At 73.3% G+C, this 17,896-nt stretch carries 16 protein-coding genes and 1 pseudogene; 10 read left to right on the forward strand and 7 right to left on the reverse strand.

The genetic code is table 11. The features are described from left to right. Window positions 1-42: 42 nt before the first annotated feature. Window positions 43-210: pseudogene (locus tag AB0I15_RS36475) on the reverse strand (hypothetical protein); the annotation flags it as partial. Between the two features lie 101 nt (window positions 211-311). On the opposite strand from AB0I15_RS36475, the gene AB0I15_RS36480 reads away from it, so the two are divergent. From AB0I15_RS36480 to AB0I15_RS36505, 6 genes are all read left to right on the forward strand, one after another. Further along, window positions 312-1,703, forward strand: a complete 1,392-nt coding sequence (locus tag AB0I15_RS36480; protein ID WP_358105926.1) for an MFS transporter — start codon at window positions 312-314, stop codon at window positions 1,701-1,703. Continuing rightward, the gene (locus tag AB0I15_RS36485; RefSeq protein WP_358105928.1) at window positions 1,700-2,530 is read left to right on the forward strand and encodes a ChbG/HpnK family deacetylase; all 831 of its coding nucleotides are present in this window, start codon (window positions 1,700-1,702) and stop codon (window positions 2,528-2,530) included. Before AB0I15_RS36480 ends, AB0I15_RS36485 begins: the two co-directional genes overlap by 4 nt. A 212-nt stretch (window positions 2,531-2,742) precedes the next feature. Next, the gene (locus tag AB0I15_RS36490; protein ID WP_358105931.1) at window positions 2,743-2,889 is read left to right on the forward strand and encodes a hypothetical protein; all 147 of its coding nucleotides are present in this window, start codon (window positions 2,743-2,745) and stop codon (window positions 2,887-2,889) included. 247 nt (window positions 2,890-3,136) lie between these two features. Continuing rightward, window positions 3,137-3,610 carry a hypothetical protein gene (locus AB0I15_RS36495; RefSeq protein WP_358105934.1) on the forward strand — a complete coding sequence of 158 codons (474 nt, stop codon included), beginning with the start codon at window positions 3,137-3,139 and terminating at the stop codon, window positions 3,608-3,610. Further along, a complete protein-coding gene (locus AB0I15_RS36500; RefSeq protein WP_358105937.1) occupies window positions 3,607-4,656 on the forward strand; it encodes a membrane dipeptidase in 1,050 nt (349 codons plus the stop codon). The genes AB0I15_RS36495 and AB0I15_RS36500 overlap by 4 nt, the downstream gene beginning before the upstream one ends. 41 nt (window positions 4,657-4,697) lie before the next feature. Then, window positions 4,698-7,445 (forward strand): LuxR C-terminal-related transcriptional regulator, encoded by a 2,748-nt coding sequence (locus AB0I15_RS36505; protein WP_358105940.1) that lies wholly within the window; start codon window positions 4,698-4,700, stop codon window positions 7,443-7,445. A gap of 68 nt (window positions 7,446-7,513) precedes the next feature. Here the strand turns inward: AB0I15_RS36505 and AB0I15_RS36510 are convergent, their stop codons facing one another. Together AB0I15_RS36510 and AB0I15_RS36515 are read right to left on the reverse strand one after the other, a co-directional pair. After that, window positions 7,514-8,206, reverse strand: a complete 693-nt coding sequence (locus tag AB0I15_RS36510; protein WP_358105943.1) for a hypothetical protein — start codon at window positions 8,204-8,206, stop codon at window positions 7,514-7,516. Window positions 8,207-8,407: 201 nt separating this feature from the next. Further along, window positions 8,408-9,760, reverse strand: coding sequence for an FAD/NAD(P)-binding protein (locus tag AB0I15_RS36515; protein WP_358105946.1), 1,353 nt, complete (start codon window positions 9,758-9,760; stop codon window positions 8,408-8,410). A 180-nt stretch (window positions 9,761-9,940) separates the two neighbouring features. On the opposite strand from AB0I15_RS36515, the gene AB0I15_RS36520 reads away from it, so the two are divergent. Then, a complete protein-coding gene (locus tag AB0I15_RS36520) occupies window positions 9,941-11,122 on the forward strand; it encodes a molybdopterin-binding protein (protein WP_358105949.1) in 1,182 nt (393 codons plus the stop codon). 76 nt (window positions 11,123-11,198) lie between these two features. On the opposite strand, the gene AB0I15_RS36525 is transcribed toward AB0I15_RS36520, so the two are convergent. The 4 genes from AB0I15_RS36525 to AB0I15_RS36540 all read right to left on the reverse strand — a co-directional run bounded on the left by AB0I15_RS36525 (window position 11,199) and on the right by AB0I15_RS36540 (window position 14,483). Further along, window positions 11,199-12,110 carry a M56 family metallopeptidase gene (locus tag AB0I15_RS36525; RefSeq protein WP_358105952.1) on the reverse strand — a complete coding sequence of 304 codons (912 nt, stop codon included), beginning with the start codon at window positions 12,108-12,110 and terminating at the stop codon, window positions 11,199-11,201. Continuing rightward, entirely contained in the window at window positions 12,107-12,472 is a 366-nt protein-coding gene (locus AB0I15_RS36530; RefSeq protein WP_358105955.1) for a BlaI/MecI/CopY family transcriptional regulator, read from the reverse strand. Before AB0I15_RS36530 ends, AB0I15_RS36525 begins: the two co-directional genes overlap by 4 nt. Next, window positions 12,469-13,650 carry an MFS transporter gene (locus AB0I15_RS36535; RefSeq protein ID WP_358105958.1) on the reverse strand — a complete coding sequence of 394 codons (1,182 nt, stop codon included), beginning with the start codon at window positions 13,648-13,650 and terminating at the stop codon, window positions 12,469-12,471. The genes AB0I15_RS36530 and AB0I15_RS36535 overlap by 4 nt, the downstream gene beginning before the upstream one ends. A gap of 116 nt (window positions 13,651-13,766) precedes the next feature. After that, window positions 13,767-14,483 carry a helix-turn-helix domain-containing protein gene (locus AB0I15_RS36540; RefSeq protein WP_358105961.1) on the reverse strand — a complete coding sequence of 239 codons (717 nt, stop codon included), beginning with the start codon at window positions 14,481-14,483 and terminating at the stop codon, window positions 13,767-13,769. A 245-nt stretch (window positions 14,484-14,728) separates the two neighbouring features. On the opposite strand from AB0I15_RS36540, the gene AB0I15_RS36545 reads away from it, so the two are divergent. From AB0I15_RS36545 to kdpA, 3 genes are all read left to right on the forward strand, one after another. Next, window positions 14,729-15,904 carry a serine hydrolase domain-containing protein gene (locus AB0I15_RS36545; protein WP_358105964.1) on the forward strand — a complete coding sequence of 392 codons (1,176 nt, stop codon included), beginning with the start codon at window positions 14,729-14,731 and terminating at the stop codon, window positions 15,902-15,904. A 240-nt stretch (window positions 15,905-16,144) separates the two neighbouring features. After that, window positions 16,145-16,234, forward strand: coding sequence for a K(+)-transporting ATPase subunit F (gene kdpF / locus AB0I15_RS36550; RefSeq protein WP_185108026.1), 90 nt, complete (start codon window positions 16,145-16,147; stop codon window positions 16,232-16,234). Further along, window positions 16,234-17,895 (forward strand): potassium-transporting ATPase subunit KdpA, encoded by a 1,662-nt coding sequence (gene kdpA / locus AB0I15_RS36555; protein ID WP_358105967.1) that lies wholly within the window; start codon window positions 16,234-16,236, stop codon window positions 17,893-17,895. Before kdpF ends, kdpA begins: the two co-directional genes overlap by 1 nt. Window position 17,896 lies beyond the last annotated feature (1 nt).

A 17,896-nucleotide genomic window follows, 5' to 3' on the forward strand; every position in this document is an offset into this window, starting at 1 on the left:
CCCGACTGCGGCCCCGACCGCGGCCCCCACTGCGGCCCCGACTGCGGCCCCGACTGCGGGCCCGCCTGTGGACCCCACCGCGGCCCCGATCGCGGACCCGGCCGGGTGGCCGGTGCCTCCCGCGTGGGAGGCCGTCGAGCCGCTGCTCGGCCGGGCGCACAGGGCGTGAGACCGGACGGGAGGGTGACGCGGCGGAACGACCGGCGGCACAATGAAGCACCCGCCCGGCGCGCCCCCGCTTCACCCGCCGTTCGCCTTGGAGTGCGAAGGTAACGCCGCGCAGGGACGGCATCGGCAAGGAGGGTGATCGCGTGTCCCAGCCCGGTACGGCCGCCGACCCGGGGCGGACTCCCGCGTGGCGCTACGCCATCGGGATGTTCGGCACCTCCATCCCGATCAACATGATCAAGGGATCGATGATCCTGTTCTACGTCGACATCCTCGGACTCGACGTTCGCGCCTACGGCGTGGTCATGGTGATCTACGCGATCATCGACGCGATCGACAACCCGGTGCTCGGCCACCTCTCCGACCGCACCAGGACCCGGTTCGGCCGGCGCCGGCCGTGGCTGCTCGTCGGCGCGCCGATGCTCGCGGCCTGCATGATCGCCTTCTTCTCCGCGCCGGCCTCTCTGCGGGGCATGGGCCTCGTGCTCTGGTTCGCGGTGTTCGCGATCCTGTGCGAAGCTTTCGACTCGATGCTCAACGCCAACTACGGCGCGCTGCTCCCCGAGCTCTACCCGCGAGAGCGCGACCGCGCCGTGGCCAACGGCCTGCGCCAGGGCTTCCAGCTCGTGGCGCTGGTGATCTCGCTCGCGGTCACCCCGCTGCTCACGACGCAGGTGTTCGGCACCGAGGACTCCACCCAGGGTTTCCAGATCACGGCGATCATCTACGGCGCGATCGCGCTCGTCGTGATCGTGTTCATGGCGCTCGGCGCGCGCGAGCGTCCCCGCTACTCCACGCGCGAGCGGCCGCTGCTGCTGCCGAGCGTGTGGTCGATCGTGCGCAACCCGATGTTCTGGACGGTCGGGCTCACCGGCGCCTGCTACGGGATCGCCATGGCGCTCGTCCTGTCGGGCATCCAGCTCTACGTCCGCTACTCGCTCGGGCTCCCGGTCGGGAACGCGCTCTACCTCCAGGGCATCGTCATCCTCGTCTCGGCGGGCGGCCTCGTGGTGTGGACGCGCGTCGTCGCCCGGCGCGGCGCCCTGTGGACCTGGCGGCTGGCGTTCGCGATCCTCGCGATCAGCTTCGCCGGCCTGTTCCTCGCCACCGACCTCGTCACCGCGATCGCCGCGGGCGTGCTCGTCGGGGCCGGGTGGTCGGGGATGCTCGCGACGAACGACCTCATCGTGGCGCGGGTGCTGGACGCCGACGCGGCACGCAACGGGGAGCACCGCGAAGGGCTCTTCCTGTCCGCGTTCGGCTTCTTCGGCCGGCTCAACGGGATCGTGACCGGGCTCGCGCTCACCTCGCTGGGCGTCTTCTTCGGCTACAACTCGGGCGACGACCCCGGCGCCGACCCCGGGCTGGCGTTCCGGGTGTACCTGTGCGCGTACCCGTTCGTGCTGACGGCGATCGGCGCGGTCGCGGCGCGGCTCATCTCGGTCCCGATCGAGACGCCGCCCGAGGCGGCCGAGCCGGTCGAGCCGCCGCCCCCCGGGCCGGCGGACGAGCCCGCCGTGGAGCGGCCTCGATGAGCCGCCGCGTCGTGATCACGGCCGACGACCTCGGCCGGGAACCCGGGTCGACGGAGGTCATCGTCGCCCTGCTCGCCGAGGGACATGTCACCGCGACGACGCTCATCTGCCTCTCGCCGGTCGCGGAGCAGGCTGCGAGCCAGGTCGCGGAGCTCGGCGTGCTGCCGCGGCTGCACGTGACGCTCACGAGCGAGCGCGGGGTCCCGCGCTGGCGGCCCCTCGACGGCGCGGCGAGCCTGGCCGATCCGGACGGAACGCTCAGCGACGACCCGAGGGCCCTCGGAGCCCGCGGCGAGGCCCAGGACGTCATCCGGGAGGCGGACGCCCAGCTCCGCTGGATGCGCGAGCGGGGCCTCGGGCCCGAGGCGGCCGACTCCCACGCCGGCACCCTCTACGGCCTGCACGGCAGATCGTGGCTCGCCGAGGCGCTCGAATGGTGCGCGCGCCACGGCCTGGCCTTCCGGCTGCCCCGTGACCCGGCCCCGTACTTCGGCGGGCCGCTCCCGCCGCCGCTCGCGGCCGCGCACGAGCGCGCCGTCGCCCTCGCCGACGCGCTCGGCGTGTCCATCCCGCAGACGATCGCGACCAACCGGCGCACGGCGCACGACCTCGGCGCCTACGAGCACCTGCGGGACGACTACCTCCGCCGGCTCGCCGCCCTCCCCGAGGGCACGAGCGAGCTGTTCCTGCACCCGTCCCGCGAGGACGCGGTCACGGGCCCGGACGGCGTCGTCCGCACCTGGGAGACGCGGCTCCTGCGCGACCCGGCCTGGCACAAGGCCCTCGAGAGCGAGGGCGTCGAGGCCGTCGGAGGCTGGTGGACCTGACCTGGTCAGGAGCTCACGTCGGCCGTGACGACCGGTTCGTCCTCGCCGCCGCTGCCGTCCACCGCCACGCGCACGGCGTCGATCAGGACGAAGGCGTCCGCTTCGGGGATGTCCCCAGGTTGCCCGCCGTGCGGATCTCCCGGGGAATTCCCTGAAGCGGGCCGGGGGCCGGCCGTGCACGATGAGAGCACCCCCCACAGAGAGAAGGCGTCATGTCGACCAGCGACGTCAGGCTCTTCGGCCTCGCCGACACCCACGTGCACTTCGCCGCCCACGAGGGATTCGGCGGGTACGGCGTCTTCGGCGACCCCCTGGGCCCCTCCCGCACTGCACGGCCGGGCACGGGCCGGCCGGCCTGATGCCCACCCTGGAGGGCTGGCGGCACAGGGTGGGCGGCCATCCGGAGTTCGACGGCTGGCCCCGGCACACGACCCTGGCCCACCAGCAGGCGTCCCTGGCCGCGATCAGAAGGGCGCTGGACGGCGGCCTGCGGCTGGCCGTGTGCCTGGTCAACAACAACGAGCTGGTCGCCAGGCGCTGGAGCGCGCTGTTCGGCCGGCGGCAGCCCGGCGACGACACCTCCGTCATCGGACGTCAGCTCGCCGCATGCGCGCCCTCGCCGACGCGGTGGACTGGATCGACATCGCGCAGACGCCGGGCGAGGCCAGGGAGATCGTCGCCGTCGGCCACCTCGCGCTCGTCCCCGGCCTGGAAGTGGACGCCCCCGGCGGCTGGCACACCGAGGAGGAGCTGCGCCTCGCCGCGGAGAAGGCGGGTGTGCCGCCGGCCACGCTGATCGCCAGGCTCGTCGCCGACCTGTACGCCAAGGGCATACGCCACATGTTCATCACCCACGGCCCGAACGGCTGGGCCGGTGGCAGCGCCATGTTCGTGCGCACCTACGACGCCTCCAACCACCTCGCGTCCGGCCGCAGTTTCGCGGTCGAGTCCGCGCCCCCGAGCTCGGCGTCGCCTACCGCCTCGACCACGACCGCTTCGACGGCGGCCCCGTCGCCGAACGGCTGGCCTACCACGGCCTGCCGGGACTGCTGCGCCGCGGTGGCCCGCCGCACCCGGTGAACTGGGCCGGCACGCCGGGAGGGCACATCAACGCGCGGGGCCTGACCGAGTACGGCGCGATCCTCGTCAAGGAGCTGATCTCCCGGGGCGTGGTCATCGACGCGGACCACGCGGGGGAGAAGACCTTCGACGCCGTCCTGACGATCTGCGAGCGGCACGACTACCCCGTGGTCGCGGGACACACCAGCCTGCGCGAGCTGCGGCACGGGTGGGCGGCCGCCCGCCGCGGCGAGTCCCGGACCCCGATGGAGAGCCCCGAGCTGTACGGCACGGCCAACGGCCGGGAGCTGGCCGGCGAGGCCGACAAGTCGCCCCAGCAGCTCGAACGCATCCGGCGGCTGGGCGGCATGGTCAGCCTGTTCGCCTTCCAGCGCGACCTCCCCGGCGGTGCCGCCGCGGTGCCGGACGACGCCGCCGGCTCGGCCAAGAGCACGGGCCGGGCACTGATCCGTCTCAGCGAGCTGATGGGCGGGACGGGCTACGGTCTCGGCACCGACATCAACGGCTTCGGCCGGCTCCCCGGCCCCGGTTCGGCCCCTCGGGCTCGGCCGCCCTGGCCGACGAGCTCGACCAGCGGGTACGCCGGGCCACCGGCCGGCCGTCACGCAGGGACCAGGTGTTCGCGCAGCGGGACGGCGTCGCGTACACCACCGCCCCGGCCGACTACCGGGCCCACCGGTTCGCCGACGATGGGCCGGGCGCGCCGTTCACCGCGCTGGAACGGCTGGCGTGGGAGGCCATCGCCATCTGGCGCTCGGGAACGTCTCCCGCGCGCGCGGAGCAGCCCGGGCCCGGCCCTTCCGCCGTGGTTGCTCAAACGTCTCGGCCCGCTCGGGTCCGGCCTCTACGACAGCGCCGGGCTGCTGTCCCGGGCCACGGCCGGGCGCCGGGATTTCGACCTCAACATGGACGGCATGGCCCACTACGGCCTGCTGCCGGACTTCCTGCACGACCTGCGGAACGTCGGCGTGCCGGCCGCCGTGGTCGACGAACTCTACTATTCCGCCGAGTCCTATATCCGCGTTTGGGAGAGATGCGGGAGATAAATTGGCTGCGTGTCCTCCGCCGCGCGGCTTACCGTGCAGGCATGCTCTGGGGACGGAGCGCGGAGACCGGCACGATCGACGCACTGCTGCGAGGGGCAAGGCAGCGGCGCAGTTCCGTACTCGTGCTCAGGGGCGAGGCGGGGATCGGCAAGACTTCGCTGCTCGAATACGCACGGAACACGGCGGGCGGCCTGCGGACGGCCATGGTGCGCGGCTCCGAGCCGGAACTCCGGCTCGCCTTCGCGGGGCTCGCGCAGGTGGTGACCCCTGCCCAGAACCTGCTGGCGACGTTGCCCGGCGTACAGGCCAGGGCGCTGCGTGGCGCGGTGGCGCTCGGGCCACCCGATCCGACCGACCGCTTCGCCGTCTACGCCGCCACCCTCGGCCTGCTGGCGCAGCTCGCCGAGGACACTCCGCTGCTGCTCACCCTCGACGACGCGCACGTGCTCGACGGCCCTTCCGTCGAGGCGTTCGCCTTCACGGCCCGCCGGCTGGTCGCGGAGGGCATCGTCATCCTCGTCGCCACCCGCGCGGGCCAGCCCGACCGTGGTCCGTGGGGAGACCTGCCGTCGCTGACCGTCATGGGGCTGGACGAGGAGTCCGTGGCCGAGCTGATCGCGAAGGAGAGCGGCGTGCATCCGGCGCGCCCGGTGGTCAAGGAGCTGACCAGGAGCACGCTGGGCAATCCGATGGCGCTGCGCGAGATCGTGGAGAAGCTGTCGGCCGCGCAGCTCGCCGGCCGCCGGCCGCTCCCGGAGAGCTGCGCGGCCGAGAGCACGGCGAGCGTGCTGTTCGCCCGGCGCGTGGCGGAGCTGTCGGACCCGGCGCTCACCGCGCTGTTCCTGCTGGCGATCAGCCCGTCCGGAGGGCTGGCCGAGGTGCTGGAGGCGGCGGAGATCCTCCAGGTGCCCGAGCCGGCCTTCGAGGAGATCGAGGTCGCCGGCTTCGCCGTACTGGCCGACTCGGGTTTCCAGCTCGCGCACCCCCTGGTGGCCGCGGCCGCGGTGGCGGCCGTGCCGCCCTCGCGGCGCAGGAGCGTGCACCGCGTGCTCGCCGCCGTGCTCACCGAGCCGAGCCAGGCCGACGAGCGGGCCTGGCACCTGGCGGAGGCCACGCTCGGCACCGACGAGAAGGTCGCCGCCGCACTCGAGCAGATGGCCGCCACGGCCAGGAGCCGCAGCGGGTACACCGCCGCCGCCACCGCGCTGGAACGGGCCGCCGCCCTGAGCACGACCGACACGACCCGCGCACACCGCCTCTACGCCGCCGCCTCGGACGCGCACATGGCCGGGCAGAGCTCGCGGGCCCGCGAACTGCTCGTGGCGGCCGACAACCTGGCCGCCGACGACGAACGCCTGCGTGTGGCGCTGGCGGCGGGCCGCAGCAGGGTCGAGACGTTCACCGGCCACCCCAGGCTCGCCCGGCAGATCCTGCAAGAGACCGCCGAACGCAATCCGCACCTCGACGCCGTCACCCGGGCCGAACTCCTGACGGACGCGGCGATGGCGGCGCTGCTGTCGGGGGAGCCGGAGCACGCCCTGGCGACGGCGGCCGAGGCGGCGACGCTCGCGCCCGAGCCGGTGGGGAAGGTCGCGCTGGTCACCATGCTCGTCCGCGGGATCACCCTGCTGCACCTGGGCGACTACGTGGCGGGCGCCCGGCTCATCCGGCAGTGCGTGGAGATCGCCACGCTGCCCGAGGAGTCGAGGCCCGCGGTGGAGTACGTCATCCTCTCCGCGGGCGCCCTGAACTGGGTGGAGGAGCCGGCCGCGGCGCTGGAGACCGTGACGCCCGTGCTCACCGGGCTGCGCGCGGCCGGAGCGCTGGGCCTGCTGCCGTTCGCGCTCTATGTCGCCTCGATGGCCGAGACGCAGACCGGCCGCATCTCGGCCGGTCACGCCGCCGCCACCGAGGCCGTGGACCTGGCCGTGCTGACCGGGGACGAGCTCTGGCAGTACCTGGCCCGCAGCGCGCTAGCCTTCGTCGAGGCCGTCCGCGGGAACGCCGAGTCCTGCCGGACGCAGGCCGCCCGCGCGATCGACCTGTGCGAGGGGACCAAGGACTATCCGCGCGACGCCGCCGAGGCGCTGGCCCTGCTGGAGCTGGGCCTGGGCCGCTACGAGGAGGCCATCGGCCATCTGCTCGACGGGGCCAGGCGCACGCCCGTGAGCGACCAGGAGGCCCTGGTGGAGAGCCATCCGTACTTCCTGGAGGCCCGGATCCGGAGCGGCCGGGGCCTGACCCGGCGGATGGCGGTCCTGGTCGAGGACATGGCGGCGGAGGTGCAGTTCCCCCTGCGGGCCGCCGTCGCCAGCCGCCTGCGCGGGCTCGACTCCGAGCACGACGCCTTCGAACACTTCGAGACGGCACTCGACCTGCACAAGCGGGCGATGTGCCCGTTCGAGCTGGCCCGCACCCTGCTCGCGTACGGCGAACGGCTGCGGCGGGCGCGCCGGCGCATCCAGGCCAGGCAGCGGCTGCGAGCCGCGCTGGAGATCTTCCAGCGGCTCGACGCCCAGCCGTGGGCCGACCGTGCCCGCAGGGAGATCACGGCCACAGGGGAGTCGGTCCGTGACCGGGCGGCGGTCTCGGTGCTGCACGAGCTCACCCCGCAGGAGCACCAGGTCGCCCGGGCGGTCGTCCGCGGCGCCACGAACAGGGAGGCCGCGACCCAGTTGTTCCTCAGCGCCAAGACGGTGGAGTTCCACCTCGGCAGCGTCTATCGCAAGCTCGGCGTCCGGACCCGTACGGAGCTCGCGCACCGCCACCCCGAGCTGGCCGACGGCTGATCCCCGCCGCCGCGCGGGGACGACCCGCCGGGCGGGCGTCTGGCGGGTCGTCGTTCCTTCGCGCCGGTCTAGGGCTGGGCGTAGACGCCGCAGTGGTTGAACCCGATGGGCAGGAACCAGCAGTGCCACGCTTGCAGGAAACGGGCCACGGGCACCTGCGGCGCCCAGGGGCAGTTGGCGAGGTGGACCGTGTCGTTCTCGATCCGGTAGGCGACGGCCCAGTGGGCCGTGAAGTAGGAGCCGCCGAACACGCCCAGGTCGACGCAGACCGGCACCGGCCGGCCGAGCGCCACGTAGGCCTGCAGCGTCCGCCACTGGTCCTGCCAGCCGCCGCTGAACGCACCCGACCAGCCGACCCCCGCCGACAGGCCGTTGGCGAGCAGGGCGTCGCGGATCAGGCCACCCGTGGAGCCGAGCCCGAAGACCACGTCGGGACGGTAGCCCGCGTTCTGGAGCGCGTCGATGATCTCGCCGTCGTCCCAGTGCTGCTTGCCGTCGACGCCCAACCGCGGACGGGGCAGCCCGAACGGGTCACGTCCGTGGAAGTCGAGGACGGTCGCGATGGCGGCCTGCCCGCAGGTGTTCCAGTCCTGGGGACGGTTGTTGCGGTAGGCGTGCAGGACGGTGAGTTGCATGCCGGCCACGGCCGCCTGGCCGGCGGCGTCGCCCGGCGGGCCGACCCGGCCGGCCCAGGCCGAGAACTCCTGCGAGTCCACGTCGATGGCCCGGGTCGTGGGCAGAACCTGGGTGGTGTCGCTCATGATGATTCTCCCGATCTCGAGTCGGTCGCGGGAGTGCCCGCCTCGGGGCGGCCATATCCGCTTCCTTCAACCGGTCCATCGTCAGCGGACGGGCGTCGGGACGGCTTCGGGGAATTCCCCGGGGAGTCGCCGCCTCCGCGTGACCGGGCATCCTTGATCGAAAGCGGGCCGCGGCGGTCGCCCCCCGAATGCGGGTGGCGGTCAGGCCACCCGGGTGGCGACGGAGGCGGCCGCCTCCACCAGGCGCGGGGCGAGGGCCGCCGCCTGGGCGCGGATCTCGGGCACGGCCGTCGTCTCGTACAGGGTGCCCCGCAGCAGCGGGCCGACGGCGAAGAGGCGCTCGCTCGGTCGTCCGGCCGCGTCCAGCACCGCGCCGTCGGGGCCGGTGTCGAGGCCGAGCCGCAGCGGGTCGGGCCGTGCGGTCCCGGCCGCGACGAGACCCGCGAGGAAGGGGTCGGAGGTGATGTCGGCGCCGGGGCCGGTGGCGTTGACGAGCCAGCCGACGTGGAGGTCGGTCGCGACGCCGTCGAGCTCGGCGCGGACGGACAGGCCCTCGGCGGTGGGCGTGGCCCCGATCAGGCTGCCGCGCAGCAGCCGTAGCCGGCCGGAGGCCCGCAGGCCGGCGATGGCCGCCACGGAGGCGGGCGGGATGCGATGCCGGTGGATCTCCCAGTAGCGCGCCACCCGCCGCAGGAACAGCCGCCGCTCGTCCGGGCCGAGCCGCCGCCACAGCGTCTGCGCGTGCGGGCGCAGCCCCTCCATGACGCCGTGCCAGTCGCCGCCGTTCTCCCGTACGGCGCGACGCGTGGCGGCCAGCAGGTCGGCGACCCGCAACGGCCCGCCCGGCAGGGCCACGGGGACGGGCGTGGCCGGGCGCGGCAGGTGCGGGCGGGGGAGCAGGGCGTGCCTCGACAGCGCGTACACCACCGTGCCCGGATGCGCCCGCGTCACGGTGAGGGCCACGTCCACCATGGTCAGCCCGGTGCCGAGCACCAGCACGGGGGCGCCGTCGTCGATCTGGGACAGTGCGCCGCCCGCCCACGGGTCGGCGACGTGGCGCGGGTGCGCGGCCACACCCGGCACGGGGGCGGGGCTGCGGTTGCCGAGGGCGAGCACGACCGCGTCGGACTCGATGCGGTGGCCGTCGGCCAGGCGAACGGTGTGCTCGCCTTCCAGGGTGACGGCCGCGGCGGTGACGCGGTGGAGCGGGCGGAAGGGCGGATTCTCGGCGGCGGCCAGCACGTCGCGCAGGTAGCGGCCGTAGACGGCCCGCGGCAGGTAGCCGGCCTCGTCCACGGGCATGCCCTCGGCGCGCGCCCAGGTCAGCAGGTGCTCCGGATCGTCGTCGAGGGCGCTCATCCGGTCCGCCCTGGTGTTGAGCAGGTGGTGCGGGTCGGTGGTGGCGTACGCCTGGCCGAGCGCGTGCCGGCCGCCCTGGTCGAGCAGCGTGACGGCCACCGTCGTACCGGAGGCACGGGCGAGCCGCAGCAGGTGGATCGCGGTGAGCGCGCCGCTCGCGCCGCCGCCGACGATGGTGACCGCAGGTGAAGCCATAAACCTACTATACCTGTAGGATATATAGGTTCTATGGTGCGGAACGGTCGTGTCGGCCCACCACGGACGTGGCGTGACCACGTTATCCTCACCACGTCGTCCTGCTCACTGTCATGGGTGCGAGATGTGATCCTGGCGACCCGAGATCGAAATCTGTGGATGGGACCGTGACGCATGGTCATGACAGCCGATCGGGAGACACGCCGTGACGTCGCCTGGGCGACGGCGAGGGAGTACGCGCACGCGGCGGCCGAGCCGACGCCACCCGTGCGCGTGGCGCTCGGCCAGGCCGCGGGCCTGGTGCTGGCCGCGGATCTCCTCGCGGCGACGCCGCTGCCGGCCTTCGACACGTCCGCGATGGACGGGTTCGCCGTGGCGGGTCCCGGTCCGTGGACGATCGCCGGCAGCGTCCGGCCCGGACGGCCATGGACGGGTGGGCGGCTGGAGGACGGTCGCGCCGTGGAGATCTCGACCGGCGCCGTGGTTCCTCCCGGGACGCGGGCGGTGCTGCCGATCGAGTCGGCCGCTTGCGGCGACGGCGACGTGACCGGTCCCGAGCTGCCGAGCGGAAAGCACATCCGGTACGCGGGAGAGGACGCGCCCGCCGGTGCGAGCCTGGCCCCCGCGGGCACCCGGGTGGGCCCGGCGCTGCTCGGCCTGGCCGCCTCCTGCGGATATGACGAGCTGCTGGTGCGCCGCATGCCGGTCGTGCGCGCGATCGTGACCGGGGACGAGCTGGTCCATCGCGGACGGCCCGACTCAGGCCGGGTCCGCGATGCCCTGGGCCCGCTGCTGCCGTCGCTGGTCGCGGATCTCGGCGGACGTCTCGACGGCCTCGTCCACGTCCCCGACCGGCCCGACACCGCGCTGAGCGGCGCGCTGGAGGAGGCCGCCGGCGCCGACGTCATCGTGGTCACCGGATCGACCTCGGTCGGCGTCACCGACGGGCTGCGCCGCCTGCTCGCCGACCGCGACGCCCGCTGGATCGTCGACGCGGTCGCGTGCCGGCCGGGCCACCCGCAGCTCCTCGCCCGGCCGCGCGGCGGACCTTACGTCATCGGCCTTCCCGGCAACCCGTTCGCCGCGCTGGCCGCCGCGCACACGCTGCTCGGCCCGCTCCTCGCCGGGCTGTCCGGCCACGCCCTCGGCCGCCTGCCGCGGGCTCCGCTGACCACGCCGGTCCCGGTGGCCGCCGGCCGTACCCGCCTGGTCCCGGTCGTCTGGGACGACGCCGGCGTACGCGCCCTCGGCGGCGACCGTCCGGCCTTCCTCAACGGCGCGGCCCTCGGGGACGCCCTGGCCGCGGTCCCGCACGGCGCCGAACCCGGCCACCCGGTGCCGCTGCTCCTGCTGCGCAACTGAGACGAGCCCACGCCCGGGGCACCGGAAGCATCTCCCTACCAGCGGTGGCAGGCCCGGGGGACGGGCGGGCCGGTGGTCACGACGGGAGCAGGAACAGGCTGAGCGGCGTGCTGACCACGGTCAGGGCGATCAGCAGGAGCAGGGTGCGCGCCGCTCGCGAGGGGCGAGGCGGAGCGGTCAGGCGGGTGATGCGGGCGTCGAGGTCGTGACCGGCCCCGCCGAGGGTGCCGGGCGGGGCGGCGAGGCGGTCGCACGTCCGGAAGCGGTGCAAGGCCGTGGCCAGGGTGTCGCGGTCGCACTCGCGGGCGGCGCGGTCGTCGGCACGCATCTCGACCAGCAGCGCGACCGCCTCCAGCATCGCCCTGACGGAGCGGCTGGCGGGGAGGGCGCGGTGCAGGGCGGCGAACGGGAGGATGACCAGGTGGTGGCGCTCGCGGGCGTGCGCGCGCTCGTGGGCCAGCACGGCGCGCAGCTCCTGGCCGGTGAGGAGGCGCAGGCTGCCGGTGCTGATCACGATCGCGGCCCGGCGCCCCGGAACGCAGTACGCGGCCACCGCCGGATGCTCCACCACCAGCGCCTCCCGCAGATCGGGATGCGGACGGGCGATCAGGCTGAGCAGCAGGCGCTGCCGGCGCCGCAGGACGGCCACGGCCCGGGCGCTGCGGGCGAGGGCGACCGCGATCCAGGCGGTCGCGGCCAGGCCACAGGCGGTGAGCAGGAGATGGAACGGGGTGATCCCGGCCGGGAGCTCGCCGCGGGCCAGGTCGCGTTCGAGGCCGACGAGGGCGGGGACGACGCCGAGCCGGTAGGGGGCCAGGCCGATCGCGAACGCGGTGCCGGCCACGGACAGGACCAGGGTCAGGCCGATCGCCTGCCAGATCAGCAGCGAGGTGCGCGGCGCCCGCCAGGCCAGCCGCGAGTGCGGCATGGCGATCATGGCCGTCAGCGCCGCCAGGAGCGTGAGGACGTGGTGGACGGCATAGGTCACGATGGCTCCCGACCGGGTGGCAGCGCCTCGCGCAGGGCTTCGGCTTCTTCCACGCTGACGGAGCGGGCGAAGTGCCCGAGGGCCGCGAGCCGGTCGCCGGTCTCGCTCAGCGCCGAGAGCATCAGCTCGGCGACGTACGCCTCCCGCCCCGCCGCGGGCCGGTAGCGCCAGGTACGGCCGTCGTCATCGCGTTCGCGGCGGATGAGGTCCTTGCGGACGAGCCGGTTCATCACCGTCATGACGGTGGTGTAGGCGTTGTTGCGGTCGCTGAGCCGGTTGACCACCTCGCGCACGGTCAGCCAGGCCTCGGTGCTCCACAGCACCTCCATGATCGAGCGTTCCAGCTCGCCGAGGCTGTTCACGCCCCCTCCTCACGTCCCGCCGGCTCCGGCTCCTGCTCCGGCTTCGGCGCGGGCACGGCCAGCACGGCCACGGCTGCCAGCGCCGCCGAAGCCGCCCCGGCCAGGTACGGTAACGCCGTCCCGACGTCGAACAGTAGCCCAGCGGCGGCCGGGCCGGCGATCCGCGCCGCGGCCCCCGCCGACTGCCCGCTCCCCAGGCGCGCCCCACGGCGCTCGGGCGGGCCCGCGGCGGCCAGCAGGCCGGCCACGGTCGGGGTGAGCAGGCCGTGCCCGGCCGCCAGCAGACATACGGCGGCCAGGCACTGCCACCAGGTCGCCGACATCGGGACCGCCGCCATGCAGCCGGCCATCGTCACCGCGCCGGCCGCCGCCACGCGCGCGTCCCCCCAGCGGCGGGCCAGCCGCGCCACCAGCCCGGCCTGGACGGCGGCCATCGCCAGCCCGGCCGCCGCCAGGGCCAGCCCGATCGCGGTGGCGTCCCAGCCGTAGCGGTCGCGGGTGAGGAAGGCCAGCGTGGTCTCCATGCCGACGAACGCCGCCATCCCGAGAAAGGTGGTCGCGGCCAGCAGCGTGACGGGCGCGCGTCCGGGCTTGTCCGCGCCGGGCCCCGGCCGCCGGCCCGACGCCCGGTGGCGGGACGGCTCGGGCAGCCAGGCGAAGGCGGCGGCCAGGTTCGCGGCCGCCAGGGCCGCCGCCGCGTACGCGCACGCGCCGAACCCCAAGGGCGCCAGCACCCCGCCGAGCGCCGGCCCGATCACGAACGCCATCCCGATCGCGGCCCCCATCCGCGCCATCGCCCCGGTACGCCGCTCGGCGGGCTCCGCGTCGGCCAGGTACGCCTGCGCCACCGAGATGCTCCCGCCGAACGCCCCCGCCAGCACCCGGCCGGCCAGCAAGGCGGTCAGCGACGAGGAGGACCCGGTGAAGGCCATGGACAGCGCCGACCCCGCCAGGGCCAGCAGCACCAGGGGCCGCCGCCCGTAGCGGTCGGACAGCCGGCCCAGCACCGGGGCGGCGACGAGCTGCGCCACCGAGTACGCGCTCATCAGCGCCCCGAACCACAGCCCCGTGGCCCCCAGTTCGGTGGCGTAGAACGGCAGCGCGGGCAGGATCAGGGTGAAGCCGAGCAGGTCCACGAACACCGTGGCCGAGATGACCACCTGCGCCGAGCGTCGCATCACGTCCCCTTCTCTCCGGTGGGGCCGGATGGGCCACCTCTACTACAGCGCGTAATGCTACAAGCTGTAGTAGATGGCCCTCCGCGCGGGTGCCGGCGCGCCCGGACGCCGCGCCCCTAACGGTCCGGTGCGGCGAGGATCTGCCGCCAGTGCTCGGCGGCCTGGATCATGTCCTGGCTGGTGTGGTCGAGGAAGCGGGCGACGCTCTTGAGCCGGGCGCCGACCGGGGTGTCCGCGCCGTAGACCTCGATGCCCGCCTGCGCGGCCTCGGCCAGCATGAGGTTCCTCCGTACGCTCGCCATGAACGCCCGATACCAGACGTCGTCGTCGATGGCGTACCGCTCGCGCCGCCCCCGGGGATCCCGCTCGCGCTTGATCAGCTCCTGCTCCTCGAGGTAGGCGATGGCGGTGGAGACCGAGGCCGGGCTCACCTGGAGGCGCTGGGCCAGCTCCCTGGCGGTGACCGAGCCGGCGTCCGTGCCGTAGAGGCAGGTCAGGACCCTGGCCATCATCCGGGGCAGGCCGGTCTGGACCAGCACGTCGACATAGCGCTCCTCGAACTCGCGCACCGCGCCGGGGTCGCGCCCGTACGCCGTCGTGGTCGCCTGCGGCCGGGCTGGCGGCGTGCGCGTACGGCGGCGCGCCCGCCGCGCCGCCGCCTGGTGGGCCCGGTCGGCCAGGTAGCCGTCCGGGCCGCCGTTGCGGATGACCTCCCTGCTGACGGTGGAGGTGGGCCGCCCCAGGCGCCGGGCGATCTCGGCGTAACCGAGTCCTTCCGACAGGCCCACCGCGATCTGCCTGCGCTCCTGCTGCGTCAGCCTGCCTCCCGGCATCGGCCCTCGCCTCCTGTTCGCTCGGGAACCGTTTCCCCGACAGTATTGCGTTCGCCGCCAGTCCATTGCAATTGCCGGTGTTGATTCATTGCGTTAAGCGGCAACCCCTTGCAATCTTATATGGCCGTTGAACTGCATAAATAAGCCGATTACACGGAATTGAAGATTGACGCATCGGCGAAAGCAACGTAGCTTTCTGCACGAGCTGAACACGTAGTATCGCGACCTGAAAGGGCGTTCGCACCATGAAGACCAGAACCCTCCAAGCCGCCGCCTGTCTGCTCGCCGCCGCACTGGCGGCGACCGTGGGCGGGCCGGCGGCGGTGGCCGACGGCCACGCCGACGACCACGCCGAGGTCCGGCGCGTGCTCGACCAGGCCGTGGCAGGTGACGGCGTCCCCGGCATCCTCGCCGACGTCCGTGACGCCCGGGGGGCGTGGTTCGGCACGGCGGGGGTGGCCGACACCGAGACCGGACGCAAGCGCCGGCAGCAGGATCGCTTCCGCGTCGGCAGCATCACCAAGGCGTTCACCTCGACCGTGGTGCTGAAGCTCGTGGCCGAGGGCCGGCTGAGCCTCGACGACACCGTGGAGAAGTGGCTCCCCGGCGTGGTGCGCGGCCACGGCCACGACGGCAGCAAGATCACCATCAGGCGGCTGCTCAACCAGACCAGCGGCGTCTTCAACTACGCCACGGACAAGGACCTGCTGGCCCAGTACGTCGGGCCGGCCTTCCTCGAGCACCGCTTCGACCGCATCCCTCCCCGGGAACTGGTGAAGATCGCCATGGCCAACCCGCCCGCCTTCGCCCCCGGTACGGGCTGGGGCTACTCCAACACCAACTTCGTGCTCGCCGGGATGATCATCGAGAAGATCACGGGCAGGTCGTACGCCGAGGAGGTCGCACGCAGGATCACCCGGCCGCTCGGCATGACCGCGACGTACGTGCCGGGCAACGAGGCGAAGCTGCGCGGACCGCACTCCCGGCACTACTCGAAGCTCATGCTGGCCGAGCCCGACGCCCAGGCCTACGACGTGACCGAGCTGAACACCTCCACGGCCTGGGCGGCCGGCGGCATCGTCTCGACCGCCGCGGACCTGCACACGTTCTACCGGGCGCTGCTGTCCGGCCGGTTGCTGCCGGCCGCGCAGCAGAAGGAGATGTTCACCGGCGTCTCCACCGAGGGCGGGCAGTGGATCCCGAACACCACGTACGGTCTCGGCGTCTTCGGCCAGCGGCTGTCCTGCGGGGTGACGGCCTGGGGCGGAGGCGGCGCCATCCACGGCTCCTGGACGTACGCGATGGGCGGCCGCGACGGCAAGCGCATGGTCGTGAGCAACGTCAACGGCGACTGGGGCAACCTGGTCGGCACCTTCACCAAGGTGCTGGAGGCGGAGCTGTGCCCGCGGGACGCCAAGTGACATAGCTCCAGGCCGGGCCGCGTACGGATCGCGTCAATGTTCGCCCCCCACTCGTATGGAAGCCGTCAAGAACGGCAAAAGGGGTCGATTTCGGAGTTTTGCTAGGTCATGAACCGCTCACTCCGAGCGGTAGGCAATGTTCTGAAATTGAGGAGTGGGGATGGCAGACGTCATCTTCGTGGCCCTGACGATCGCGATCTTCGTGGTCTTCGGGCTCGTGGTGAAGGCGGTGGAGCGCCTGTGAGCGCGGTCAACGCCACCGGTCTCGTGGTGGTCGTGGCTCTGGTGATCTTCATGGTCGCGGCCCTGCTGTTCCCGGAGCGTTTCTGATGAGCACGAGCGCCGCAGGGATGATCTTCATCGCCTCCCTGGTCGTCGTGCTGGCCCTGGTGCACAAGCCGCTCGGCGACTACATGTACCGGGTCTACACGACGACCAGGCACCACGCCGCCGAGCGCGGCATCTACCGGCTGCTCGGGGTGCGGGCCGACGCGGAGCAGAGCTGGGCGGTCTACGCGCGCAGCCTGCTCGCCTTCTCGGTGGTCTCCATCCTCGTCGTGTACGCCGTCCAGCGGCTGCAGGACAAACTGCCGCTGAGCGTGGGCATGGCGCCGGTGACCGACCACATCGCCTGGAACACCGCGATCAGCTTCGTCACCAACACCAACTGGCAGGCCTACTCGGGCGAGTCCACGATGGGCTATTTGACCCAGATGGCGGCGCTGGCGGTGCAGAACTTCGTCTCGGCCGCGGTGGGCATGGCGGTGGCGGTCGCGCTGGTGCGCGGGTTCGCCCGCAGCGCGTCCGGGACGATCGGCAACTTCTGGGTGGACCTGGTCCGCGGCTGCGTACGGATCCTGCTGCCGATCGCGTTCGTCGGCGCGCTGGTGCTGGTGGCCGGTGGGCTGATCCAGAACTTCTCCGGCCTGCACGAGGTGACCACGCTGACCGGCGGCACCCAGTCGATCACCGGCGGGCCGGTCGCCTCCCAGGAGGTCATCAAGGAGCTGGGCACGAACGGCGGCGGCTTCTACAACGCCAACTCCGCCCACCCCTTCGAGAACGCGACGAGCTGGACGAACTGGTTCGAGATCTTCCTCATCCTGGTGATCCCGTTCGCGCTGCCGCGCACGTTCGGCCGGATGGTCGGCCAGGTCCGGCAGGGGTACGCGATCCTCGTCGTGATGGGCGTCATCGCGCTGGCCAGTGTGCTGCTCACCAACGTGTTCGAGCTGAGCGGGAACGCGACCGTGCCGCAGGCGGTGGGCGCGGCGATGGAGGGCAAGGAGTTGCGCTTCGGCGTCTCCAACTCCGCCACCTTCGCCGCCTCGACCACGCTCACCAGCACCGGCGCGGTGAACTCCTTCCACGACTCCTACACGCCGTTCGGCGGCATGATGACGCTGTTCAACATGATGCTGGGCGAGGTCGCGCCCGGCGGGGTCGGCGCCGGGCTGTACGGCATGCTGATCCTGGCCGTCATCACCGTGTTCGTGGCCGGGCTGATGGTCGGCCGCACCCCCGAATACCTGGGCAAGAAGATCGGCGCCCGCGAGATCAAGCTCGCCTCGCTGTACTTCCTCATCACCCCGATGCTGGTGCTGATCGGCACGGCGTTCGCGATGGGCTCGGCGGAGCAGCGCGCGAGCATGCTGAACGGCGGCCCGCACGGCTTCTCCGAAGTGCTCTACGCCTTCACCAGCGCCTCCAACAACAACGGCTCGGCGTTCGCCGGGATCACGGTCAACACCCCGTGGTACGACGTGGTGCTCGGCCTGTGCATGGTGTTCGGCCGGTTCCTGCCGATCGTGCTGGTGCTGGCGCTGGCGGGCTCGCTGGCGGCGCAGACCCCGGTTCCCGAAGGGGCGGGCACGCTGCCGACGCATCGGCCGCAGTTCGTCGGCATGGTCGTCGGCGTGACGATCATCCTGGTCGCCCTCACCTTCCTCCCGGCCCTGGCGCTCGGCCCCATCGCAGAAGGACTTTCCTGAC

Source organism: Nonomuraea sp. NPDC050643 (genome assembly GCF_040654715.1).
In the GTDB taxonomy this organism is placed as follows: Bacteria; Actinomycetota; Actinomycetes; order Streptosporangiales; family Streptosporangiaceae; genus Nonomuraea.

Bases quoted from the DNA above. Each gene is read 5' to 3' on its own strand.
- AB0I15_RS36485 (WP_358105928.1), top strand. From the start codon at position 1,700: ATGAGCCGCCGCGTCGTGATCACGGCCGACGACCTCGGCCGGGAACCC.
- AB0I15_RS36490 (WP_358105931.1), top strand. From the start codon at position 2,743: ATGTCGACCAGCGACGTCAGGCTCTTCGGCCTCGCCGACACCCACGTG.
- AB0I15_RS36495 (WP_358105934.1), top strand. From the start codon at position 3,137: ATGCGCGCCCTCGCCGACGCGGTGGACTGGATCGACATCGCGCAGACG.
- AB0I15_RS36505 (WP_358105940.1), top strand. From the start codon at position 4,698: ATGCTCTGGGGACGGAGCGCGGAGACCGGCACGATCGACGCACTGCTG.
- AB0I15_RS36510 (WP_358105943.1), bottom strand. From the start codon at position 8,206: ATGAGCGACACCACCCAGGTTCTGCCCACGACCCGGGCCATCGACGTG.
- AB0I15_RS36515 (WP_358105946.1), bottom strand. From the start codon at position 9,760: ATGGCTTCACCTGCGGTCACCATCGTCGGCGGCGGCGCGAGCGGCGCG.
- AB0I15_RS36520 (WP_358105949.1), top strand. From the start codon at position 9,941: ATGACAGCCGATCGGGAGACACGCCGTGACGTCGCCTGGGCGACGGCG.
- AB0I15_RS36535 (WP_358105958.1), bottom strand. From the start codon at position 13,650: ATGCGACGCTCGGCGCAGGTGGTCATCTCGGCCACGGTGTTCGTGGAC.
- AB0I15_RS36540 (WP_358105961.1), bottom strand. From the start codon at position 14,483: ATGCCGGGAGGCAGGCTGACGCAGCAGGAGCGCAGGCAGATCGCGGTG.
- AB0I15_RS36545 (WP_358105964.1), top strand. From the start codon at position 14,729: ATGAAGACCAGAACCCTCCAAGCCGCCGCCTGTCTGCTCGCCGCCGCA.
- kdpA (WP_358105967.1), top strand. From the start codon at position 16,234: ATGAGCACGAGCGCCGCAGGGATGATCTTCATCGCCTCCCTGGTCGTC.